The organism is Flavobacterium denitrificans DSM 15936, assembly GCF_000425445.1.
Taxonomy (GTDB): domain Bacteria; phylum Bacteroidota; class Bacteroidia; order Flavobacteriales; family Flavobacteriaceae; genus Flavobacterium; species Flavobacterium denitrificans.
Genome location: NZ_KE384378.1, coordinates 619,498 through 644,210 on the forward strand (window position 1 = coordinate 619,498; position 24,713 = coordinate 644,210).

Sequence of the window (24,713 nt, forward strand, 5' to 3'; positions counted from 1 at the left end):
TCAAAAAAATTAAACGCACAAAAAAAGCCTTGAATTTCTTCAAGGCTTTTTATCTGGGTGGCTGACCGGGTTCGAACCGGCGACCCGCGGCACCACAAACCGCTACTCTAACCAGCTGAGCTACAACCACCATTTTTGCTTAGCGAGTGCAAATATAGAACAAAGGTTGAGTTCTACAAAGAAAAAAATGAAAAATTTTCATAAAAATTAAATCAAATTTTCTAAGCTATTGACTGCCAAACACCTTTCAACTGTAAAACCTTCGGCAAAATCTTTTCCAACTAGTCTTCCTAAGTCTTGCGCACGATAATTTAAGCTTTCAAAAAAGTTTTTACTCGTAATTGGCGTTGCAGGCTCATTTGAATTTGGATCGTAAAATTGGGTTTTATAAGCCATAATCGCTTCAATTTTCTTTTCTTCGAAACCAGTAATGTCTACAACAAAATCTGGAGTGATATTTTTCCACTGTATATAATGATAGACTATTTTAGGCCTCCAAGCTTCTTGTGGTTCGCCATCAATTGAAGTTTCAATTTTCATTAAGCCTGAAAGAAAACAAGCATCAGAAACTAATTTGCTTCCTTTTCCATGATCAATATGCCGATCATCAATGGCATTACACAACACAATCTCGGGCTTGTACTTACGAATCATTTTTATCACTTCTAATTGATGCTTTTCATCGTTTACGAAAAAGCCGTCACGCATGGCCAAATTCTCGCGAACCAGAACTCCTAAAATCTTCGCTGCGTCTTTTGCTTCCTGATCTCTAATTTCTGCGGTACCGCGCGTTCCCAATTCGCCACGGGTTAAATCGACAATACCAACTTTTTTCCCAAGCGAAACTTCTTTTAAAATGGTTCCAGCACAACCTAATTCTACATCATCTGGATGTGCACCGAATGCTAATATGTCTAATTTCATAATTTTTGTTTCAGGTTTCAGGTTTCAAGTTTCAGATTGCGCACAGAACGTGAAACCTGAAACTTTGAACATGAAACTATTTTTTTAATACTCTTTTCATCGTCATAGATTTATTGACGCTTTCCTCCCATTCTTTTTCAGGAATACTTTCTTTTGTGATTCCGCAACCCATGTACAAAATTGCTTTTTCGTCCTGAATTTGCATGCATCGTAAATTTACAAATAAATCAGAACTAGCATTGTTTCCTGCAAAAGTACTGTTTAATTCACCCAGAAAACCCGTATAGAAAGTTCTGTCGTAATTTTCATTTTCTAAAATAAATGCTTTCGATTTCTTTTTTGGAAGTCCGCAAACGGCTGGCGTTGGATGTAGTGTATCAACAACTTCTTCTAAAGTTGAATTGTCTTTTAAAACACCCGAAATATCTGTTTTAATATGCCAAATCGATCCGGCCTTTAAACTATAAGGCTCAGAAACCACAACCGAAGCAGTAAATTCTCTAAGTCTTTTTACGATAAAATCGGTTACAAACTGCTGTTCATCTTTTTCTTTTTGCTGCCAAATGATTTCTGCTTGATTATTATCTTTTTGCGTTCCCGCTAAAGCCATAGTCTCAAAAACATTTCCGTTTGCTTTTAGAAGTTTTTCTGGTGTTGCCCCCATCCACATTCCAATTTTTGGGTGAAAAAAGCAATAACAGAATGTTGCAGGATACAATTGAACTAAATGCTGAAAAGTTTCGATAAAATCAAATTCATACAACGGTACTTCTTCACTTCTCGATAAAACTACTTTTTTGAATTCTTCATTTTTTATCGCTTCAATTCCTTGAGCAACTAAATATTCAAATTGAAATTTAGCTTCGGGATCAAAACTCAAATCATCAATTTCGATGGAGGCAAATAAAGTCGGCTCTATTTCAGAAGTAATAATTTCCGATCCATGTTCTGGAATTAAAATCAGCTGTTTTTCATCAAAAGAAGCAAAAACAAAGCCTTTTTCGCTGTAATCTGAAACAGTATGCAAATTATTGTTCTGTTGTAAAATTCCAATAAGATTTGTGGTGTTGGGCTTTGAATAAAGTACAAAAGGCAAGTTTTGTTCTTTATGATTTTTTATTTTTAAGAAAAATGGATTCATAATTTATTCACTTTTCTTTCTGTCCAAAACCATATTCGTCAATTTGCAAAGCGAAACCAAATTCCCTTCTTCATCGGTAATTTTAATTTCCCATAAATGAAGACTTCTTCCTTTGTGAATGATTCGGGCTGTTCCAAAAACATAACCTTCACGAATACTTTTCAGGTGATTTGCCGAGATTTCGATGCCTCTAACCTCCTGCTCTTTCGGATTGATGAAAAAGAAAGAAGCTGCACTTCCTACACTTTCTGCTAAAGCTACAGAAGCACCACCGTGCAACAATCCCATTGGCTGATGAACGCTAGGATTTACAGGCATTTTTGCAGTTAAAAAATCTTCTCCGGCGTCGATATATTCAATTTTAAGCGTTTCCATTAAGGTGTTTTTTGAAAACTCATTACAGCGCGCCAAAATCTGCTCTTTTGTGTGATTCATTAAAATAAACTTTTAAATCGTAAAATTAAAGAAAGATAACACATAAATCTAAAAAAACGGTCCCGAAATTTCGGGACTAAAATTAAAAATCAATTATGAACTTGTCAGTTTTTTGCTATTTTTACAAAAACAATCAAAAATTAATCTTTGGCTTTTTTTTGCCACAGATTACACAGATTTAAAGGATTTTAAAAATACAGCCACGAATTACACCAATTTTCGCGAATTATTTCAATTTAATTCGTGAAAATTGGTGTAATTCGTGGCTAAAAAAACTTTTTAAATGCGTCGATATTTTGCACTTTTAATTTTCGGAATCATTTTGGCTTTTAGTTCATGCAGAACTGACTTTGATACCGTTGCCAGCACTGGAGATTTGAAGTTTTCAAAAGACACCGTTTATTTGGATACTGTTTTCAAAAATATTGGCTCGAGCACTTATCAATTGAAAGTTTACAACCAAAGCAAAAACGACATTTCGATTCCGATTATTCAATTAAAAAAAGGTTTAAGCTCTAAATACCGAATGACCGTTGATGGAATGGCCGGCAACAACGGAAAGATTTTTAAAGATGTTACACTCTTGGCAAAAGACAGTTTGTACATTTTTATCGAAACTACTGCCGATATTACAGATGCGAATCCGACTGATTTTTTATATACTGACGAAATTCAATTTGATAGTGGTGCCAATCTTCAAGAAGTTGCTTTGGTCACTTTAATTCAAGATGCGGTATTTTTATATCCTAATCAAAATCCAGACGGAACAAAAGAAAAAATAAAAATCGACGGCAAAGATGTTGACGGATTTTATTTAAGCGAAAATGATCTTGTAAACGGCAATGAGCTTCTTTTCACAAAACAAAAACCTTATGTAATTTATGGTTACGCAGGTGTCCCCGAAAATAAAATGGTAAGTTTTGAAGCCGGTGCTAGAGTTCATTTTCATGTCAATTCTGGATTGTATGTTGCTAAAAACGCTTCTTTACAAATTAATGGCGCAGTTTCAGCAACAGATAAATTAGAAAACGAAGTTATTTTTGAAGGTGATCGCCTAGAATCACTTTATTCTGATATTCCCGGACAGTGGAAATCGGTTATTATAGAAAATCAAAGTGGAACGCATTCTATAAATCATTTGACTTTGAAAAATGCTGTTACAGGTCTTGACATTAGGAATACCGCAAATACGATACAAATCAAAAACAGTCAGTTTTATAATTTTGCCGAACACGGAATTTTATCAAAAAATGGCAAAATCAACGGAGAAAATTTAGTCATAAATTACGCTGGAATATCAAGTTTATCTTGTGTTTATGGCGGAAATTATAGTTTTGCGCATTGTACTTTTAATAACAATTGGCAAAATAGTTCTCATTTTGCAGTAAATGTCAGCAATAGCTTAGCGGGGGCGAGTCCAGAAACAAATCCATTGACGCAAGCGACTTTCAACAATTGCATTATTTATGGTTCAAATTTCAATGAATTCAATTTGAGCAAAAATGCTAATGCAGCTTTTGTTTATCAATTGAACAACTGTTTATTGAAATTCAATAGTTCAAGTACAGATCCAAATTATCAATTCAAAACAGATCCTGCACATTATACTAATATCATTCTGAATGAAAATCCTAAATTTCATAATGTTTCCCAGAATAAATTCAACATTGATAAAACTTCTGCCGCTTTCGCGAAAGGGAATCAGGCATACATCATTCCAACAGATATTTTAGGAATAACGAGAACTTCTCCTCCAGATTTGGGTGCTTATCAGAGTAAAGATTTTCCGAAATAATTTTATTTGCCGCGAAGGCACTAAGATGCAAAAGTTATAATCTCGCAAAGACGCTAAATCGCAAAGGTTTACAATTTCACAAAGCATATTGTAGAGACGCACTGCAGTGCCTCTACGCAACAAATATCGGCAATACGTTAGATGCTCTCTACACAATATTGTAACGTAAATCTAATCTTTGTCGATTCTCGAATGTGATTTGCTTCGCCAATTCGTTATCGCTCGGATTTCGTTCCTCCAAATGATAAACTGTATCTGAAAACAGAGAAAAAACCACATTTTTTATTCTAAAAACCACATTTTTTCTTTAAATATTCCTTTTTGATAATTTGCATGCTTCATAAATTTTGCAAATCTACTTTTTTGAAAAACTAAAATTAATGTCGTTTTAATTTTGATTATTTCTCGTCTAAAACTTTAATATATCAGCGCTTATCAAAAAAGAAAATTTAAATAATCTTTAATTTTCATCAAAGACCCAAACCACTTGATTTTGCGTCTTTTTGGTAGAAAAAATGCAAGAAAAAAGCAATTTCATTTTTTTTGAAAAGAGATGGTTTCCAAATTTGCGCTTACTATTTATTTACATTAAATTTGCAGCTCAATACAACAAACTACACAAATGATCCATTTCTTTGAAAACCAAAGCAAAACTGTTTTTGCCGTACAAACGCAAAACGAAATTTCAGCTCAAGACATTTCAAAATTAAACTGGCTTTTTGCCGACGCGAGTAAAATCGAAAAATCAGCATTGTCTGGTTACTTCGTTGGTCCGCGCGCTACCATGATTACACCTTGGAGTACAAATGCTGTAGAAATTACTCAAAATATGGGTATTTCAGGTATTATCAGAATCGAAGAATTTCATCCAGCAACGGCTGATTTCAATGATTTTGATCCAATGCTTTTCCAAAAATTCAACGAATTAGATCAAGAAATCTTCACTATCAACATTCAGCCAGAACCAATTTTGGAAATTGATGATATTGCAACTTACAACAAAGTTGAAGGTTTAGCTTTAAGCGAAGAGGAAGTTGAATACTTAAATAATCTTTCAACTAAATTAGGAAGAAAATTGACGGATTCTGAGATTTTTGCTTTCTCTCAAGCGAATTCAGAGCACTGCCGTCACAAAATTTTCAACGGAACTTTTGTTATTGATGGCGAAGAAAAAGAAACTTCTCTTTTTAAATTAATCAAAAAAACATCTCAGGAAAATCCTAACGATATTGTTTCTGCTTACAAAGACAACGTTGCTTTTGTAAAAGGACCAAAAGTGCAGCAATTTGCACCGAAATCGGCAGATAAACCTGATTTTTACGAAATAAAAGAGTTTGATTCGGTTATCTCTTTAAAAGCCGAAACACATAATTTCCCAACAACTGTTGAGCCTTTCAACGGTGCTGCAACTGGATCAGGAGGAGAAATCCGTGACCGTTTAGCAGGAGGACAAGGTTCACTTCCTTTAGCTGGAACTGCTGTTTACATGACTTCATATTCTCGTTTGAAAGAAGACAGAAAATGGGAAAATGCTGTTGAAGAAAGAAAATGGTTGTACCAAACGCCAATGGACATTTTGATCAAAGCGTCAAACGGAGCTTCTGATTTCGGAAATAAATTTGGACAGCCGCTTATTACAGGTTCTGTTTTAACTTTCGAACACGAAGAAGAAAACAGAAAAATTGGTTACGATAAAGTAATCATGCAAGCAGGTGGAATTGGTTATGGAAAATTAGATCAATCAATTAAACACAAACCACAAGAAGGCGATAAAATCGTAATTCTTGGAGGAGAAAATTATAGAATCGGAATGGGTGGTGCTGCGGTTTCTTCTGCAGATACAGGAGCTTTTGGTTCAGGAATTGAGTTGAATGCAATTCAGCGTTCAAATCCTGAAATGCAAAAACGTGCTGCAAACGCGATTCGTGGTTTAGTAGAAAGCGACAATAACCCAATTGTTTCTATTCACGATCACGGTGCGGGCGGACACTTAAACTGTCTTTCAGAATTGGTGGAAGAAACTGGAGGTTTAATCGATTTAGATAAATTGCCAGTTGGAGATCCAACACTTTCTGCAAAAGAAATTATTGGCAACGAATCTCAGGAAAGAATGGGATTGGTTATTGGTCAAAAAGATATCGATACCTTACAAAGAATCGCTGACAGAGAGCGTTCTCCAATGTACGAAGTTGGAGATGTAACAGGAGATCACCGTTTTACATTCGAATCAAAAACTAATGGTTCAAAACCAATGGATTATGCTTTAGAAGATTTCTTCGGAAGTTCTCCAAAAACAATCATGACTGATAAAACTGTAGACAGAAAATATAGTGCTGTTTCTTATTCGGCAAATGATTTTGAAAGCTACTTAAAAGACGTTTTACGTTTAGAAGCTGTCGCTTCAAAAGACTGGTTGACAAACAAAGTTGACCGTTGCGTTGGAGGAAGAGTTGCTAAACAGCAAAATGCTGGTCCGTTACAATTGCCTTTGAACAATGTTGGTGTAATGGCTTTGGATTATTTAGGAAAAGAAGGAATCGCAACTTCTATCGGGCACGCTCCTATCGCTGCTTTGATTGATCCAGTTGCGGGATCTAGAAATGCCATTGCAGAATCGTTATCAAACTTGATTTGGGCGCCAATTAAAGATCAATTAAAAGGAGTTTCATTATCTGCAAACTGGATGTGGGCTTGTAAAAACGAAGGTGAAGACGCTCGTTTATATGCAGCTGTTGAAGGTTGTTCAGAATTTGCAATTGAATTGGGCATCAATATTCCAACTGGAAAAGATTCACTTTCAATGAAACAAAAATATCCAAACGACGAAGTAATCGCACCTGGAACGGTTATTATTTCAGCTGCTGGAAACTGTACCGATATTAGAAAAGTAGTTGAACCTGTTTTACAGAAAAACGGAGATTCAATCTATTATATCAATTTGTCTCAAGACGATTTCAAATTAGGAGGTTCGTCTTTTGCACAAATCAGAAATACAATCGGAAATGAAACTTCTACAATTAAAGATGCTTCTTTCTTCAAAAATGCATTTAATACAATCCAAGATTTAATTGGTGAAAACCAAATTTTAGCAGGTCACGATATCGGAAGTGGTGGTTTAATTACTACTTTATTAGAATTGTGTTTTGCTGATGTAAATCTTGGAGCAAAAATTGATTTCTCTGCTTTTGCAGAAAAAGATTTATTGAAAATCCTTTTTGCAGAAAACATCGGAATCGTATTCCAAGCAAAATCTGATGCAGCTGTTGAAGCTAAATTAAAAGCTAATAATGTTGAATTCTTCAAAATTGGTTCTGTAACTTCTACAGCATCTTTAGAAGTTGGAAACTGGAAATTAGATATTCCAACTTACAGAGACGTTTGGTTTGAAACTTCTTATTTATTAGATCAAAAACAATCTAAAAATGGAACTGCGAAAGCACGTTTTGAAAACTATAAAAATCAAGTTTTAAATTACACTTTCCCTGCACATTTCACAGGAAAGAAACCAGAAATAGACAACTCAAAACCAAGACCAAAAGCGGCGATTATTCGTGAAAAAGGAAGTAATTCTGAGCGCGAAATGGCAAACGCAATGTACTTGGCGGGATTTGATGTAAAAGACGTTCACATGACGGATTTAATTTCTGGACGCGAAACGCTTGAAGATATTCAGTTTATCGGAGCAGTTGGTGGATTCTCTAATTCTGACGTTTTAGGTTCTGCTAAAGGTTGGGCTGGAGCTTTCTTATACAATGAAAAAGCAAAAACTGCTTTAGATAATTTCTTTAAAAGAGAAGATACTTTATCTGTTGGAATCTGTAACGGATGCCAGTTGTTTATGGAATTAGAAGTAATTAATCCAGAACATGAAGTTCACGGAAAAATGCACCATAATGAAAGTCAAAAACACGAAAGTATCTTTACTTCTGTAACAGTTCAAGAGAATAACTCTGTTATGTTATCTACTTTAGCAGGAAGCACTTTAGGAGTTTGGGTTTCTCACGGAGAAGGTAAATTTAAATTGCCTTATTCAGAAGATCAATACAACATTGTTTCTAAATATGCTTACGAAGGATACCCAGCAAACCCTAACGGTTCTGATTACAACACCGCAATGATGTGCGACAAAACGGGAAGACACTTAGTTATGATGCCTCACATTGAGCGTTCGACTTTCCAATGGAACTGGGCGCATTATCCAAAAGACAGAAATGACGAGGTTACACCTTGGCACGAAGCTTTTGTCAATGCGAGAAAATGGATTGAGAAAAACTAAAAATAAAATTCAAACAACAGGAAGGCTGCCTCATTTAGAGGCAGCCTTTTTTATTCCAGTCAAAACACTTTCCTTCTCTAAAAAATACGCCAAAAGGTGTATTTTATTTCAAATGCAAAGCTTTTAGATTTGTCGATATTAAATTTTAAAACAAATCTTTCTTAACTATGAAGAACAACAAACTTTTAAGATCTTTAATCCTATTTCCTATTTTACTTTTGAGTGGATGCGTTAGCGAAGAGGATCTCAACCCAGACCTGAGAGATATTATTGCCGTTTGCGAAATATTAAATACAGCAAATGAATCGAAAGTTAGCGCCTTAAGTCTTGTGCTCAATGATGGGATAGGAATTCCTTTTTACAAATCGGAAGAATATGCTTTACAAAATGGAAGCGTTTCTCAGTTTAAATTAAGTGGTGATGCGGTAACATATTCGTTTTATGTAAGGGAATGGGGATTTGGAACACCATATGAAAGCACTAGAAAAGAATATACCGGTACATTGAATGCAGATGCATTTATTAAAGGCAAAACCAATAAAATTGATTTAATTCGTAATGGTTCTGACTGGAAACTTCTTGTAAATGGCAAAAATGAAGATAGAATTCCCGATAATAGCGGTGGAACTGGAGGAGGAACCGGAGGGGGCACTGGCGGTGGCACTGGTACAGGCAACACAAACATTGTAGTAAATCAATGTGTAGAAGGAAATTCAGGAGAAGGGAAAATTATTCAGGTAAAAGTCCCTTCAAACATAAAGAAAATGGTTATTGAAACTTCTGAAGATGGAGGTTGTTATTTAAACAGCGCCGATTTGTTTGTTAGAAAAGGAAGCAAGCCTTCTATCATTTCTAATTACCCTTACAAATGGACCGCAGATCAAGCAAGCATATTATCAAACAGAGCAAATGAAAATATCACCATTTTAAATCCATCATCTGGCGATTATTACATTATGCTGTATGGCTTTAATAATTACTTTTCGTCCAATCTTAAAGTGACGCTTTACAAGTAAAAGCACGACTAACTTCCATTATTTGGTTTAAAATCACAAAATAGTTTTAGGGCTATTTTGTGATTTTACTATTTTCGTTTAAACCAATCCTTAAAATAGAATAAGACTAATTTAATGATATCTTAAGGCCTTTTAAAAAGCTTCATTTACTGAGATAAATATCTTTGTCTCATGAAAAAAATGATGCACAAAATATACCTCCCATCTCTATTATTCCTTATAAGCCAATTTTCATTTGCGCAAAAAACGACAGCCATAAAAGGAAATATCACTGACGGAAAACTTCCTGTCGAATTTGTTGATGTGGTTTTAAAAAAAGCCAGCGATTCAACCAAAATAGCCAATTATGCCGTAACCGATGTTCTGGGCAATTTTGCTTTGGAGAATGTTCCTTCTGGAGATTATCAGCTTCAATTTAAATTAATAGGTTTTAAAACGATTTCTCAAAAGATAAAAGTTGCTGAAAGTCCAGTTTCCATCGGAACAATCAAATTACAAAACGATGCTAATTTGCTGAATGACGTAGTTGTAAAATCACAGAAAAAACAAATTCAGAAAACCAATGAAGGTTTTATTTTTAACGCTGTTTCGAATATTTCGCAATCCGGCGGAACGGCGACTGATATGCTAAAAAGTATTCCGACAGTTGCTGTAGATGCTGAAGGAGGCATCACCTTACGCGGAAAATCGCCTATGATTTTGATCAACGGAAAAAATTCTACTATTACTAATATGGATCAGATTGCGGCGAGCAGTATTGAAAGCATTGAAGTAATCAGCAATCCGACGGCGAAATATGATGCAAATGCCGAAAGTGGCATCATCAACATCAAACTAAAAAAGAACAATCAAAGCGGTTTAAATGGAGCTGTCGTTCTGGGCACAGGTTTTGGTGCGAAAGGAAGAATAAACAGTTCGGTACTTTTAAATAATAAAACAGCCAAATGGAACATTGGTTTGGGTTACGACAATCGTTTTGCTGGCAGAACCAAAGAAGTAGACACTGAAAGAACGAATTATTTTGTTGATGATGAGCATTACATCAAGCAGCACAGAAATGACGAACGTAAAGAAGGTTTGCAAAATCTAAAATTTAATGTTGATTATACGCCAAACGAAAGAAACGGTTTTTCATTTGAAGCGATTGGAAATACGGAAAGTCAAGATAACGACGAAACATTGTATACTCAAATCAACACCAGTACCAATGATTTTTTCTCTAAAAGCAAAAGACATTCTTTAGAATTAGAGCGCTCAAAAGTAGCCGAGTTTGCTTTTAATTATGACCGAAAATTCGATGATAGCCGAAAATCGTTAAATGCCAGCATTACTTCTTCATTTAATCATGATCGCGAAAATACGGATATTGATACTTATAATTACGATCAATACAATCATCAAATTGCTGCTGTTTTATACGAGCGCACCCACAATTATGAACATGAAAATATCACAAACGCTATTTTAAATTATGCTGTACCGCTATCAACAAAAACAATGCTTGAAACGGGCTACAAAGGAACTTACCGATTTTTTAATTCGGAATTTCAAACGGCAACTTTAATCAATGGCGATTATGTGGTAAATCCGATTGCAAGCAATACTTTTGATTATAACGAACAAATAAACGCTTTTTACGGCATGCTGAATTCTTCTATTGGCAATATCGAAAATCCAAAATGGAAATACAATTTGGGATTGCGTGCAGAACAAGTTTCAAATAACGGCGAAACAGAAAAAAAGACGGATCATTTTTCGAACAATTATACCAAATTCTTTCCTTCGGCTTCGTTACAATTGAATTTAGCTTCAGATGAATCGGTAAAAATTGGCTACAGCAAACGTATCAACCGACCGGATTTAGACGAATTGAATCCGTTTGTGGATATTACAGATGCTTTGAATCCTCACAGTGGAAATCCATATTTACAGCCTGAAATTATTCACATTGCCGAACTGGGTTATAATCACGATTGGGACAACTATTCGTTTTCTACAAATGCTTTTTATAGAAATGCGACAAACACCATCAGACAATATGCCGAACTTCAAGATAATGGCGTCGTTTTATTAATGCCGAAAAATATCGGAAGCATGATTACATATGGCTTAGAAACTATTTTCACGCTGAAACCAGTAAGTTTTTATGACGCAAATATCAGTTTGACTGCTTTTCAACAAAATATAAACGCGTCAAATTTGGGCGAAGATATTGTTAGCAATGCTTTCAGCTGGTACGGAAAAATGATCAATAATTTTATTCCGTGGAAAGGCGGAAAATTGCAAATTATTGGTAATTATAATTCGGCTGTGGCAACGCCTCAAGGAAAACGAATTCCGGTTTACAATGTCGATATGGGATTTCAGCAAAAAATCGGAAAAGGAAATGCTCGTTTAGGGTTAACTGTAACCGATATGTTCAACACACTTGAAAGTGGCTACAAAAACAACACAGCGCTTTTTTCTAATCACAGAACCAACAAATCAGACACTCGTGCACTGATGGTTACTTTTGCCTACACTTTTAAATCTGATTTCAAAGAAAAACTATTAGAAAATCAGTTTTCAACTGAATAATCATACAGAAAATAAAAATCTGAAAAAAACTCATTCTTGTAATTGGGATTGCTTTTTTCTATGGAAATTTAAAGTATATTCGCCTTGAGAATCTGTAATTAATTTTCTCCAGACGCCAAAAACACTTAAACCTACATAGAATGAAATCTGTACACGTATTGCTTATTGCTCTATTTTTTGTTGCGAAATCTTATTCGCAAGTTGAAGTAAACACAATCACTCACAATTCTAAAGAACGTTATATTACAACTACAATCGGTTTTCCTGTTTCTGGAACCTATGCGCCAATTGGCCAAAAAGAACCAATTTCGCAATTAAATCCAGATGGAACAGGATTTATTCAAGGAATTGATTTAAGCAAAAAGAAAATCAACTGGGGAATTGAATGTACAGAAGAGGGAATTCCAGTTTTCAAAGAAGGTTTCAATAGCAAATCGTACACTTTTTGGTACAGACCCAATGATAGCAACGAATGGATTTATTCTCAATTTTCGATTCATTTTACCAAGAAAAAAATGTTTCTGATGGGAGAAAGAGTCAAAGTATATGAAGATTATAATGTACAATAATCTGAAAAAAACGGCATTTTAAATTAGACAATTTTTAGTTTTTTCGAAAATTTACTACAAAAAAGAAAACGTTTTCGTTGATTTTTAAGAGTCCCTATAAATTTTCCCATAAAATTCCACAAAATTAAAAATTATACCTATTTTTTATTTAATTTGCGATAAAATTCAACATAATAAACATGGTTTCAATCACGCGCCTTTTTGATTTTCCCTATTATCAACAAGAAACTTACAACCTTCCGGTTGCCTTAGCAACGAAAAAAAACGGAGTCTGGGAAAAAACATCTAGCCAGGAATATATTGCAAAAGCAAATGCAGTTTCAAGAGCATTATTGCGCATGGGCATCCAGAAAGATGACAAAATTGCCTTGATTACCTCAAACAACCGCACAGAGTGGAATATTATGGATATTGGTATTCTGCAGACTGGTGCGCAGACTGTGCCCATTTACCCAACCATTTCTGAAGAAGATTACGAATATATATTGAATCACAGCGGCAGTATGTACTGCTTTGTTTCTGATGAAGAAGTACTTCATAAAGTAAACCTTATCAAAGCTAATGTACCGACTTTAAAAGAGGTTTATTCTTTTAATGAAATTGCAGGCTGCAAACACTGGACTGATTTGCTTTTAGCAGGCGAAGACGAAAGCAATCAAAGCGAAGTTGAAGCTAGAAAAGACAGCATTCAAACTGATGATTTAGCGACTATTATTTATACTTCTGGGACAACTGGAAAACCAAAAGGCGTTATGCTTTCGCACAAAAACATTGTGTCAAATGTATTAGACAGCGCGCCTAGAATTCCGTTTGATCCGGGAAAAAGCACGGCGTTGAGCTTCTTGCCTATCTGCCATATTTTTGAAAGAATGATTTTGTACATCTATCAATATTATGGTGTTTCGGTTTATTTTGGAGAATCGATTGACAAAATCAGTGACAACTTAAAAGAAGTACGTCCGACTGTAATTACAGCTGTGCCAAGGCTTTTAGAGAAAGTTTACGATAAAATTTACGCAAAAGGAACTGAATTAACAGGCATCAAGAAAAAACTGTTTTTCTGGGCTATTGATTTAGGTTTAAGATACGAACCATACGGCGCAAATGGTGCTTGGTATGAATTTCAATTGAAAATTGCCCGCAAACTTATTTTCAGCAAATGGAAAGAAGGCTTGGGAGGAAATTTAGATTTGATGGTTTCTGGAAGTGCCGCTTTACAACCACGTTTGACTAGAGTTTTTGCCGCTGCAGAAATTCCGGTTATGGAAGGTTACGGTTTATCTGAAACTTCTCCTGTAATTGCGGTGAACGACCAAAGAAACAGAGGTTTCAAAATTGGAACTGTTGGAAAAGTAATTCGCAACGTTGAAGTTAAAATTGCCGAAGACGGCGAAATTCTTTGCAAAGGTCCAAACGTAATGTTAGGCTATTACAAAGATCCAGAAAAAACGGCCGAAGCTTTACAAGACGGATATTTCCACACAGGTGATATTGGAGAAATTGACAGCGAAGGTTTCTTGAAAATCACTGACCGTAAAAAAGAAATGTTCAAAACTTCTGGTGGTAAATATATTGCACCACAAATCATTGAAAACGCCATGAAACAATCTCGTTTTATTGAGCAGATTATGGTAATTGGTGATGGCGAAAAAATGCCGGGTGCTTTTATTCAGCCGAATTTTGAATTCGTAAAAGAATGGGCAAAAATCCACAAAATAACTTTAGGTAGTTCTAATGCGGAAATTGCTTCAAATCCAGAAGTAATTAAACGTATTGACGAAGAAGTCGAAAGCATCAATGAGAAATTTGGAAACTGGGAAAAAGTAAAACGTTTTGAATTGACTCCAGATGTTTGGTCGATTGACGGCGGACAACTTACTCCTACTCTAAAATTAAAACGTAAAATCATTAAAGAAATCTACAAAGATCTTTACGCTAAAATCTATGGTCATAATTAAAATTCCAAAATAATTAACCAAAGGAAAAGGCTGTCTAAAATTTTAGACAGCCTTTTTTAATTGTGCAAACACCTATAAAAAATCTTTGCGATGTTTTAGTTTCACACAGATTTAGCAGATTTGAGCAGATTTTATAAACAATCTTTGTTATTCCTTATATCCCGATAGCTATCGGGAGTGGCTAAAAAACTTTGTGCCTTAGCACTTTTGTGGCAAAAGGCCTAGAAAAACAAGCTTTTAAAAGCTAGAAAGAAACTTCTTTTCTTAGACTTTTTTTCAAACTTTTCCTTTTCAAAAACTGCTTTCATTTTCTCCAATCGCTTGATTGGTTTTGCTTCCTGAGTTTTAGAATTTTCGTAAAACTTTTTGAATGGACGCAATTCAAAATCAACCAAAATTGCAGCCATATTGATAGCGTCAATGTTTGACGGATCTGTTTCACCTTTAAAGAACGTTTCGATAGGTCTGAACTTATCTTTCTTCTCCTTAAACTTATTCTTTTTCGTATGATCGAAATCTAAGCCCAAAAGATTGCTGAAGACATTCAAATCCTCTTTTGTTGGATTATTTTCGAAAATCAACCAGCACAAATCACGAAGTTTTCCACGAGAAGGTTGGTGCAAATAATCAAAGTATTTCCCTTCTTTTTCGATTTCGTATTTTTTTCTAATTGCGTTTTTATATTGTTGTAATGTATTGTTTTGCATGGTATTTTGATTTTGTAATTCTTGGGAATCTCAGGAAATCGAAAGTTTTTCTAAGAAATCCACTATCACAAAAGTTCAAAGCACCATTGCTTTACCAGAGAAATATCTCTAAATGATATATATAATTTTCTTAAAATTCACCTTTCCATTCCATAGGTTAATAAGCTCTAAATCCATTTTTCCGCTCGAGGCAAATGGAGGCTCATTAAATTCCACTTTATCTGTTTGACTGCTATTGTCTGACCTAAGTCCTATTTTTTGATTCATCCTTATTTTTTTTAGTTTCTGAGGGACTAAGATGCTGAGATACTAAGCTTTTTCTTTTAGCACTCTGAACCTTTGTCACTTTGTTTCTTTGTTTCTTTGTTCCTTTGTTCCTTTGTTCCTTTGTCGTTTGCCACTAAGGCACTAAGACACTAAGTTTTCTTTTTATCTTTTCTTAAAAATCTTCGCGACTTTGTGTCTTTGCGGCTAAACGACCGGCACAAAAAAAGCACCCGATTAAAGGTGCTTCATAACAAATACGATATTTCTATCCTATTGCCTATATTGATGCACCGACATGTAAAAGCATTCACGACCCGAAGTCGAGGCTACTAATGCTGCGTTGTGTATGTATAATTTAAAACTCATTTTGTTTATTTTTTATAATTGTTGTTGTTTTATGAAACGCTATGTTTCAATTTTGTTGGGCAAAGATATGATGAAAAAAATCATATTTCCAAATCTTTTTTAAGAATAATTTTCTGACTATCAATTAGTTATATCTAAAATTTAGACAAAGAAATTCCTGTCCGCAAACTGGTGCAGATCTCATTTTTGTATCAAATGACTGTTACTCATCAGATTACTTTCCAAGACTATATCTTCCTATTTTTATTAATCATTAAACATTTGGTTAATTATTTTTTTAAGTTTTTTTAGTTCTGGTTTGGTTTTCTATCATTTTAAACGTCTTTCTTGTCATGTTGAGCGAAGTCGAAACACTCGCAAAAACTATTTTAAACAAAAAAAGCGTCCTAAAATGAGGACGCTTTTCTGTTTTATGATGAGTTTGACTCTAAATTTTACATTTCAATTTCACAAAAACACACACGCATCCTGAGCTTACAGCTGGAGAATCTCCGGCTAAAGTTTCAAAATTTTGGTTTGCTGAAAGTATCATTGTGTTTTTTTATGTTTTTAATTACAGATACAAATGTAGTATATTTTGTAGAAATTTAACAAATATTGGTAAAAATAATATTTTTGCAACAAATTCTACAAATTGATATTTGCAGGGTTTATTGATGTAATTATTCTCTGATTCTCATATTAAAGCTTGAATTAGTTTTCATCATGTGCGCGAGCGGGACGCTCTCGCCAGCAGGAGGATTATTGAATTTCATAAAAGAACACTTCGTAGAACTGGTTTTGAGTTAAATTATGTTTTTCATTTTACCAAATTCTTCAATTGTTCTAAAATTTAAAGCTGAGTGTATTCTTTTCTTGTTATACCAATTTTCTATGAATTCGAAAATTTCGATTTCCATTTGTTCTTTTTCAAGAAGTTTATTTCTGTATATCATTTCCGTCTTTAATCGACTGAAAAAACTTTCAGCGATAGAATTATCCCAGTAATTTCCTTTAGCACTCATGCTTCTTGTAACTAATTTATGAGAATCTAATATTTTTGTAAAATTTCTATTTGCGTACTGAATCCCTCTATCAGAATGAAATATTAATTCATTTATGATTTCCCTATTTTTAACCGCCATTTTCCAAGCCGGCAAAGTTGTTTGTTCAGTGGTCAGACTATTACTTAGATTCCATCCAATTATTTTTCGGTCGAACAAATCCAAAATAATTGTTAGGTATAAAAAACCATCTTTTATTCTTATGTAAGTAATGTCGGAAACCCAAACTCTACAAGGTTCGCTCACTGTAAATTTTCTATTTAAAATATTAGGAGCAACAAAATTGTTATGATTTGAATTCGTTGTTATTTTAAACTTCCTCTTCTGCTTACTATGCAACCCCATTTGCTTCATATATCTTGAAACTGTCGGTCGTGCTATTTTGGAACCTCGAATTTGAAGTTCTTTAGTAATTTTATAGCCCCCATATTGTTGTTTAAAATCAAAAAATATAGAAGCAATTTCTTCTTTTGCTAAAGTTATTCGAAGTTGTGTTTTTGAAATTACATGTTTTTTCCATCTGCGATATGTCATTTCACCCACACCTAAAATTTTACACATTCTTTTAATTGGAAATATTTTTTCATTATTTTTTATGAAATTAAAAATCATCAATCTTCCGTTTAAAAAGTGGTTGCCACCTTTTTTTAAGATTTCAAAGTTTTGCTCAGATTGTTTAATTTTTCTTTTTAATTCCCTAATTTTTTGTTCTTCTGGATTTAATCTTATCTTTCCGTTACCACTCCCGCAGAAAGCTACTGATCCAAATTTTTCATATTCTTGTCGCCATCTAAACAATATTGAACGTGATAATTTAAGTTCTTTTCCAACTTGCAAAATATTGCCTCTTTCATAACTCAATTTGACTGCATTCTCTTTGAAAATGCTATCATAAGTTTTTTTTCTTTTTCTCATTTATCATTTCAAATTAAAAATGCTTTCTTTTTTATTATGCAAAGTCTCTATGTATTCAAATATTTCGACTCGCATTTCATTTTTAGTCAAGCGTTTATGTCTGCATGCAAATTCCTTTTTTAATTGATTGAAAAAATCACGAGCAATAGCATTGTCCAAATAGTCACCTTTATTGCTCATACTTCTGGTTACAGACTTATGAAAATTTAATGTTTTTGTAAAACTTCTACTAGCATATTGAGCCCCTCTTGTTGAATGAAATATTAATTTGTTTGTAATTTCCCTATTATTAACAGCCATTTCCCAAGCAACTAAAACAGTTTCTTTAGTAGTCAACCCGTCGCCTAGGCTCCAACCAATTATTTTATGATCAAACAAATCCAAAATAATTGTGAGATATAAATATCCTTTTGTGGTTTTTATATAAGTAATGGCAGAAATCCAAACTTTAGATGGTTGCGTTGCTATGTATTTTTCATCTAATATATTAGGGGCGTAAAGATTAAATTCCGAATTAATTCGTACTTTATTTTTTTTTATCACCATGCTACGCAAACCTAATTGTCGCATGTATTTCGCTACTCTTGTACACTCTATTTTATAGCCTCTTTTTTGGAGTTCTTTCGTAATTCGTGGACTTCCATATCGTTCTTTGAATTCAAAAAATATAGATGTTATTTCTTGCTTGATTAAAATTATACGGATTTGAGTTTTTGGAATAATTTGTTTTTTCCATCGATAATATGTAATTGCGCTCACTCCTAAAGCTTTGCACATATTATTGATTGAGTATATTTTTTTATTGCTGTCTATAAATTGATAAAGTGATAATCGGTCTTGAAAAAGATATTTATTTCCTTTTTTTAAGATTTCGAATTTCAATTCTAATTCTTTAAGTTTTTTTTCAAGTTTGTGAATTTGTTCTTGTTCAGGATTTAATTTTAATTTACCTGTTCCAGGAAAACTTGCATTTCCAAATTTTTGATGCTCTTTTCTCCAACTAAACAATAATGAGCGTGTTATTTTTAGTTCTTTTTCAACTCGTGAAACATTCCCCCTTTCATAACTTAATTGAATTGCCTTCTCTTTGAAAATAGGGTCGTAGATTTTTAGTTTTTCTTTCACCTATTAAAGTTAAGGTTTTATTTGTCTTATTGTATTATAAATGAAACCTTAATGTGCTTTTTTAGTTTTTGCCATTCTATATTTTTGATAAAAAAAATGGAAAGTGTAAGAAGTTATATTGATTTTAAAAATGTAGCGAAACTAGTTCAAATAGAAAACCAAAGAAAAAAGATGCTTTGGGAACGAAAAAGCAAAAAGCTATTAATAGCTATAATAGTTCTTTTTCTAATGATTATACTTTTTATAGAATAAACCTCCTGCCTGAGCGAACGTCTAAATAGCGCTCATAATTTTTGAAGTTGGTTACTTTCAAAAGCTTGACGTTCGTATCAGCGGGGGAATTGCCCACAATAATTGTTTTATTATCTGTGTAAAATAAAAAACAAAAGCTACATGATATTGTAGCTTTTGTTTTTTTTGATTTGTATTGCGTCTTACTGTTGCGGGCACGGATTGCAAATCGGTGCTAACGAACAGTAGAGGCATAACTGTGCGATCGGGTTATTTTTTTTGCAGAGCTTGAGATTTTACTCATTCTTTTTGAGTAATAAAATTGTAAATCTCAATGGTTAAGTTTTCAATCTCTTTATTTTTAGATAAAATTTCCCATGAAAAATTAGCATTAAATACTAGTTCACTTAAATCTCTTTTATTATTTATTGTACCAAATGAACCATCTGACTTTACTTCGTAAGCCGATTGATTAAGTATAAAAATAGAAGAAATCTTTCCCATTTTATTTCTTATTTGTTCTAGAAATTCTCCTACATATTTTTTTGCAAAATCGGAATAATTAACTTCAGATAATACTTTCTTAATTTTTAATAAAATTTCCGTTTCGTTTGATTTAACTAACGTTTTATTGCAAAGTTCAATTAAAACTTCTTGCCACATTTCATTCGTCAAAAGATTCTCGACTTCTCTAATGTTCCAAACAACTTTAGGAATAAAATTATCTGTTTTTGCTTCTTCTAACTCTTTCAATCTAATTCCTTTTTTACTGTTTTTTTTAGATGCATCTGAATCTGCTAAAAGAAATATTCTATTACTGATTGATAAGGCCTTTATATCCTTCAAAATTATTTCAACATCTTCTTTCTCTACTTCATCTTCAAAAATATAATGTTCAATATTTGATCCTGCATATTCAAAAAATGCAAAATCAATATCTTCTTTTGGGTAAGATTTTTTAATAAAATCACAATACGATTTTAAAAAAGCTTTAATGTAATTCCTGTCTGATATTCCTTCTACCCAGATACTACAATTTGCCATAAAAACGGAAGAATTATTTACTCCTAAATTTCTCAGCAATTCATTATCTCCCCTATTTACATTTTTTATTATAAATTGTTTTTCACCATTTGTTATTTTTTTGGGCGAAAAAGAATAAATCGAAACATTTTCTTTCTCAATAGTTAAATCTAAAAAATGATTAGAATGGGTTGTAATTATATATGTTAGATTTTTCTTCTTTAAATCATCATTATTTGTTATTTGTTCTAAAAATAAACGTTGCATTCCAGGGTGAAGATTAAGTTCTGGTTCGTCAATAAATATAAATGAATCACCTTCCGCCATAAAAATTTTATACATCAAAATTATTATAGCTTGCACTCCATCACCAAGTCTAAACAAATCTCTAGTTTCTTTTTCTCCTTCAATATGAACACTAATATTCTCTAAATTATTGTTTCCAGCTAAACTCTCATCCTTATTAAATTCAGCAACAATATCAACCTTTTTACCATCAAAAAAATATTTGCCGATAAAATCCTCAAACTTCTCGAAAGATTCTCTAATTTCTCTTTTTGAATTTCTCGTGTTTAGAATTTCTTTATATAGATGAATGCCTGTAAAAATATTTACTTTTTTATTATTTAATTTATAGTAATAATTGAGCGTTTCTAAAAAAATATCGTTTTCTATTTTTTGATAACCAGGGTTAGTATATCTAAATAGAGAATGAGCGGATCTTAAGGTTGGAATATAATATCGTTTACATTTCGAAAAGTCTTTAATCAGATTACTTATAGACTCTATATAAGTATTCTGTATTTCTTGCGAGAAATTATATTTGGATCTTTCAAAAATTTCCAAGTTTTCCTTAATTGTATCATTAATATCTGCACTATTTTTTATTTCTTTAAATCTGCTTCTTAATGCACGAAAAGAATTATTTAAAAATTCTTGGTGTTTTTTCAAATTATCAATATCTACACCAATGATATTATCCGAATTCATAAAATATCTAATAAACATACTTTTACCGCTGTTATTAGCACCTACTATAATATTAATATCGTTAAATTTTGGTAAATAAATTAATGTCTCTGAACTATCATTAAAATAATAATTGTTAGAATCGTCTCCACCTTTTTTATCCTTAAATATAATATTGTGATTCATAAATGTTATTTTTTTTGCAATTTTATAAAAAACAAAGCAAACTCGCTTTCATATTAGTTTTTCAATTTACCTCAATTAAGTTTTCCAAGAAAACTTAGTTATCAAAGATTAATAATATTTTATTAGATTTCTTACGGTTTTCCGTAATTACTATGGCTTCATAGAGTATGAATTACGCTCAAATATATACAAACAAAAAGCCTTCAAACCAAGTACAAACACCTGATTTAAAAGCCAACAAATAAATACCTAACAGGTTTCTAAAACCTGTTAGGAAAACAAACTTAAATCCCAAAAAAGCTTTTAGAATTCCTAGTCGTTTCCTCCGCTACTTTATCCAAAGTAATTCCTTTAAACTGTGCAATTGTTCCAGCAACATACGGCAGAAAAGCAGGTTCGCAACGACGTTCGTGGTATTTCTTCAAGAGACTGTTCGGGACATTTTTAGGAAGCATAAACGGCGCATCGGTTTCAATCATCATTCGGTCGAGCGGTACGTACTGAATGACTTCTTTTAAAGGACTGAAACGCTTGGCATCTGAAATCGCTCCTGTAAAACCCAGATAAAATCCGTTATCGAGATAGGTTTTGGCTTCTTGCAACGTTCCCGTAAAACAATGCACAACGGCTTTTGGCAGTTTCGGCAAATAGTCTTTGGTACTATTCATAAAAGAATTAAAAGCGCTTCTTTCGTGCAAAAACAAAGGTTTCTGAACTTCAATCGCCAATTCTAATTGGGCTTTGTAACATTCTTCCTGTTTGTTTCGGGGCGAAAAGTCACGATCAAAATCGAGTCCGCATTCGCCAATGGAAACTACATGTTTCAGTTCTAATAATTTCTTCAGTTTCGAAATACTCTGCGCATCGAAACGCTGTGCATCATGCGGATGTATTCCGGCTGTAGCGTACAACACGCGCGGATACTGCCTCGCAATCTTCGCAGATTGTTCACTATTTCGTACGCTGGTGCCTGTGAGTATCATTTGTGATACATCGGCATCGAGCGCGTCTTGTACGACATCGTCTATGTCGTTTTGGAATTGTTTGTTGGTTAGGTTGATTCCTATGTCTATATAATTCATTTTTTTTAAGTTGCTAAGGTTCTGAGAGGCTAAGATGCTAAGGTTTTTCTCTCTGTTGCCTTAAATTATTTATTTTTTTGCCACTAAGGCACTAGGACACAAAGTTTTTTGTTTTTTAATCTCGCAATCCCGATAGTTATCGGGAGCAGAGTCGCTAAGTTTTTTTTTAGCCACAGATTATTAAGATTAAAAGGATTATTTTAAAATCTGTTGAATCTGCAAAATCTGCGTGAAAAAATTCTTTGCGAACCTTTCGTAAATCTTAGCGAACTTTGCGGTTAAAATTATCACAAAGCGTTAGACGCACTGCCGTGCGCCTCTACACTGAAAACTGCGACCGCGACTGAACACTAAAAATCAATCCTCACGGCTTCCATCATCTGCCATTCTAACCAATTTCGGGGTAAACTTCGCAACAACATCTACTAAATCCTGTTGCGCTTCCATAACCTGATTGATATCTTTATACGCCATTGGAGCTTCGTCTAGACCAGCTCCGATAAGCGTAACGCCATGATCTTTCAGGATGGATTTCATTTCGGATTGTGTGATGTTTTTTATGGCTTGGGTTCTGCTCATTTGTCTTCCTGCTCCATGTGAAGCTGAATTTATAGCGTTCTCCTCGCCTTTTCCTCTCACCAAAAATCCCGGTGCGGTCATACTTCCCGGAATGATTCCCATAACGCCTTTTCCGGCTGGGGTTGCTCCTTTTCTATGTACGATCACTTCTTCGCCATTCCAGATTTCTTTCCAGGCGAAATTATGATGGTTTTCGACTTTGGCTAAAATCGTCGCACCCAAAGCACGTTCCATTTTGTTATGGATAATCTCGTGACAAGCCGAAGCATAATCTCCCGACAAATTCATCGCCAACCAGTATTCCTGACCTAATTGCGAATTCATATCTAAATACGCTAAGTTTTTGGCGACTTCTGGAAGCTTACATTCGTCTTTGGCGATTTTAGTATAATGTCCGGCAATTGTGGCTCCCATTCCGCGTGAACCGGAATGCGTTAACAAAGCGACGTATTTTCCCTTTGGGATATTTAAAACCGCATCGTCTTGCGCAAATTCCATGATTCCGAATTCTACAAAGTGATTTCCACCACCCGAAGATCCTAATTGTGACCAGGCTTTATCTTTCAGATTCTTCACAAACGGATTCATATTAAATGCATCATTTTCCAAAACCGCATGATCTGATTTGTACTGACCGTGAAATCCGTGACCTGCTCCAAAAATAGAATTCGCAATTAATTCTTTTTTGAATTTGGCTTCGTTTTCAAAGTAAAAATCTTCCGGAATATCATAAACCGACAACGCCATTCTACACCCAATATCCACACCAACTCCATACGGAATAATGGCGTTTTTTGTTGCTAAGACTCCGCCAATCGGCAATCCATAACCTTGATGTGCGTCTGGCATTAAAGCTCCAGCAATCGTAACGGGCAATTTCATGGCCACTTCCATTTGTTTTCTGGCTCCGTCTTCGATATGATCTAATCCGTAAGCCGAATACGCATTCGGATTCTGATTTAAAGCAATGAAATCTTCTGGTTTTTCATTCGATTTTTCGATCAAAGCCACAGCCAGTTTGCTGAAGATTTTATCGTCTATATTGTTTTCCGGAGTTTCCAAGACGTTTTTGAAATTTGTGATCATTTCATCACGTTTGAATCCGTGTCTTTTGCTGTTTATTTTTAATGCGATTCCGATTATTTTTCCTTCTGGGAATCCTAATTCTAGTATATCTGTACCGTTTATTTGTGTACTCATGATTTCTATTTTTTTGATAGTACAAAGATTTTTTTTTACTGCGCAATTATTTTGCGCAGTAAAAAAAGAATTTTAAATTTGATTGAAAAATTATCCAAGAAAAGCATAAGTCCCATTGGGACGATATATTTATAGCTAATTCTCAAATGCATTTCAAGAACCCCAGCGGGGTGAAATTTTCTATGGCAAAATATAAAAAAAGAGTGTCACTCCGCTGGAGCTTTTTATCATAACCAATAAATTAACTATAAATATTGCACTCCTCCGGAGCTTCTCGTTACCTTGAATGATTGACTATAAATATTGACTCCTTTGGAGTTATTCAACAG

At 33.8% G+C, this 24,713-nt stretch carries 15 protein-coding genes and 1 tRNA gene; 6 read left to right on the plus strand and 10 right to left on the minus strand.

Translation table 11 applies throughout. The features are described from left to right. Window positions 1-56: 56 nt before the first annotated feature. The 4 genes from H600_RS0119305 to H600_RS0119320 all read right to left on the minus strand — a co-directional run bounded on the left by H600_RS0119305 (window position 57) and on the right by H600_RS0119320 (window position 2,500). Window positions 57-130: transfer RNA gene (locus H600_RS0119305), tRNA-His, on the minus strand. Window positions 131-207: 77 nt separating this feature from the next. Further along, window positions 208-924, minus strand: a complete 717-nt coding sequence (gene bshB1, locus H600_RS0119310) for a bacillithiol biosynthesis deacetylase BshB1 (protein WP_026730335.1) — start codon at window positions 922-924, stop codon at window positions 208-210. A 76-nt stretch (window positions 925-1,000) separates the two neighbouring features. Next, the gene (locus H600_RS0119315; protein WP_026730336.1) at window positions 1,001-2,065 is read right to left on the minus strand and encodes a chorismate-binding protein; all 1,065 of its coding nucleotides are present in this window, start codon (window positions 2,063-2,065) and stop codon (window positions 1,001-1,003) included. Window positions 2,066-2,068: 3 nt separating this feature from the next. Next, window positions 2,069-2,500: a PaaI family thioesterase gene (locus H600_RS0119320; protein WP_026730337.1), complete on the minus strand. Its 432-nt coding sequence runs from the start codon at window positions 2,498-2,500 to the stop codon at window positions 2,069-2,071. Window positions 2,501-2,783: 283 nt separating this feature from the next. Between H600_RS0119320 and H600_RS0119325 the strand changes: the two genes are divergently transcribed. From H600_RS0119325 to H600_RS0119355, 6 genes are all read left to right on the plus strand, one after another. Next, complete coding sequence (locus tag H600_RS0119325; protein ID WP_026730338.1) at window positions 2,784-4,295, plus strand: hypothetical protein; 1,512 nt, start codon at window positions 2,784-2,786, stop codon at window positions 4,293-4,295. Window positions 4,296-4,917: 622 nt separating this feature from the next. Continuing rightward, window positions 4,918-8,571 (plus strand): phosphoribosylformylglycinamidine synthase, encoded by a 3,654-nt coding sequence (gene purL / locus H600_RS0119335; RefSeq protein WP_026730339.1) that lies wholly within the window; start codon window positions 4,918-4,920, stop codon window positions 8,569-8,571. 167 nt (window positions 8,572-8,738) lie between these two features. Next, a complete protein-coding gene (locus H600_RS0119340) occupies window positions 8,739-9,587 on the plus strand; it encodes a hypothetical protein (RefSeq protein ID WP_026730340.1) in 849 nt (282 codons plus the stop codon). Window positions 9,588-9,767: 180 nt separating this feature from the next. Continuing rightward, a complete protein-coding gene (locus H600_RS0119345; protein ID WP_245176605.1) occupies window positions 9,768-12,164 on the plus strand; it encodes a TonB-dependent receptor domain-containing protein in 2,397 nt (798 codons plus the stop codon). 140 nt (window positions 12,165-12,304) lie between these two features. Beyond that, window positions 12,305-12,733 carry a hypothetical protein gene (locus H600_RS0119350; RefSeq protein WP_026730342.1) on the plus strand — a complete coding sequence of 143 codons (429 nt, stop codon included), beginning with the start codon at window positions 12,305-12,307 and terminating at the stop codon, window positions 12,731-12,733. A gap of 179 nt (window positions 12,734-12,912) precedes the next feature. Beyond that, the gene (locus H600_RS0119355) at window positions 12,913-14,691 is read left to right on the plus strand and encodes an AMP-dependent synthetase/ligase (RefSeq protein WP_026730343.1); all 1,779 of its coding nucleotides are present in this window, start codon (window positions 12,913-12,915) and stop codon (window positions 14,689-14,691) included. A gap of 221 nt (window positions 14,692-14,912) precedes the next feature. Here H600_RS0119355 and H600_RS0119360 read toward each other — a convergent pair whose 3' ends face one another. The 6 genes from H600_RS0119360 to H600_RS0119400 all read right to left on the minus strand — a co-directional run bounded on the left by H600_RS0119360 (window position 14,913) and on the right by H600_RS0119400 (window position 24,384). Further along, the gene (locus tag H600_RS0119360) at window positions 14,913-15,398 is read right to left on the minus strand and encodes a hypothetical protein (protein WP_026730344.1); all 486 of its coding nucleotides are present in this window, start codon (window positions 15,396-15,398) and stop codon (window positions 14,913-14,915) included. Between the two features lie 1,418 nt (window positions 15,399-16,816). Beyond that, complete coding sequence (locus tag H600_RS22355; protein ID WP_026730345.1) at window positions 16,817-17,989, minus strand: IS3 family transposase; 1,173 nt, start codon at window positions 17,987-17,989, stop codon at window positions 16,817-16,819. 3 nt (window positions 17,990-17,992) lie between these two features. After that, window positions 17,993-19,114, minus strand: a complete 1,122-nt coding sequence (locus H600_RS0119380; RefSeq protein ID WP_026730346.1) for an IS3 family transposase — start codon at window positions 19,112-19,114, stop codon at window positions 17,993-17,995. A 531-nt stretch (window positions 19,115-19,645) separates the two neighbouring features. After that, window positions 19,646-21,523 (minus strand): AAA family ATPase, encoded by a 1,878-nt coding sequence (locus H600_RS0119390; protein ID WP_026730347.1) that lies wholly within the window; start codon window positions 21,521-21,523, stop codon window positions 19,646-19,648. Window positions 21,524-21,807: 284 nt separating this feature from the next. After that, window positions 21,808-22,605 carry a TatD family hydrolase gene (locus tag H600_RS0119395; RefSeq protein WP_026730348.1) on the minus strand — a complete coding sequence of 266 codons (798 nt, stop codon included), beginning with the start codon at window positions 22,603-22,605 and terminating at the stop codon, window positions 21,808-21,810. Between the two features lie 357 nt (window positions 22,606-22,962). After that, on the minus strand, window positions 22,963-24,384 hold the full coding sequence (locus H600_RS0119400; protein ID WP_026730349.1) for an RtcB family protein: 1,422 nt from the start codon (window positions 24,382-24,384) through the stop codon (window positions 22,963-22,965). Window positions 24,385-24,713: the final 329 nt, after the last annotated feature.

Bases quoted from the DNA above. Each gene is read 5' to 3' on its own strand.
- bshB1 (WP_026730335.1), bottom strand. From the start codon at position 924: ATGAAATTAGACATATTAGCATTCGGTGCACATCCAGATGATGTAGAA.
- H600_RS0119315 (WP_026730336.1), bottom strand. From the start codon at position 2,065: ATGAATCCATTTTTCTTAAAAATAAAAAATCATAAAGAACAAAACTTG.
- H600_RS0119320 (WP_026730337.1), bottom strand. From the start codon at position 2,500: ATGAATCACACAAAAGAGCAGATTTTGGCGCGCTGTAATGAGTTTTCA.
- H600_RS0119325 (WP_026730338.1), top strand. From the start codon at position 2,784: ATGCGTCGATATTTTGCACTTTTAATTTTCGGAATCATTTTGGCTTTT.
- purL (WP_026730339.1), top strand. From the start codon at position 4,918: ATGATCCATTTCTTTGAAAACCAAAGCAAAACTGTTTTTGCCGTACAA.
- H600_RS0119340 (WP_026730340.1), top strand. From the start codon at position 8,739: ATGAAGAACAACAAACTTTTAAGATCTTTAATCCTATTTCCTATTTTA.
- H600_RS0119345 (WP_245176605.1), top strand. From the start codon at position 9,768: ATGATGCACAAAATATACCTCCCATCTCTATTATTCCTTATAAGCCAA.
- H600_RS0119350 (WP_026730342.1), top strand. From the start codon at position 12,305: ATGAAATCTGTACACGTATTGCTTATTGCTCTATTTTTTGTTGCGAAA.
- H600_RS0119355 (WP_026730343.1), top strand. From the start codon at position 12,913: ATGGTTTCAATCACGCGCCTTTTTGATTTTCCCTATTATCAACAAGAA.
- H600_RS0119360 (WP_026730344.1), bottom strand. From the start codon at position 15,398: ATGCAAAACAATACATTACAACAATATAAAAACGCAATTAGAAAAAAA.
- H600_RS22355 (WP_026730345.1), bottom strand. From the start codon at position 17,989: ATGAGAAAAAGAAAAAAAACTTATGATAGCATTTTCAAAGAGAATGCA.
- H600_RS0119390 (WP_026730347.1), bottom strand. From the start codon at position 21,523: ATGAATCACAATATTATATTTAAGGATAAAAAAGGTGGAGACGATTCT.
- H600_RS0119395 (WP_026730348.1), bottom strand. From the start codon at position 22,605: ATGAATTATATAGACATAGGAATCAACCTAACCAACAAACAATTCCAA.
- H600_RS0119400 (WP_026730349.1), bottom strand. From the start codon at position 24,384: ATGAGTACACAAATAAACGGTACAGATATACTAGAATTAGGATTCCCA.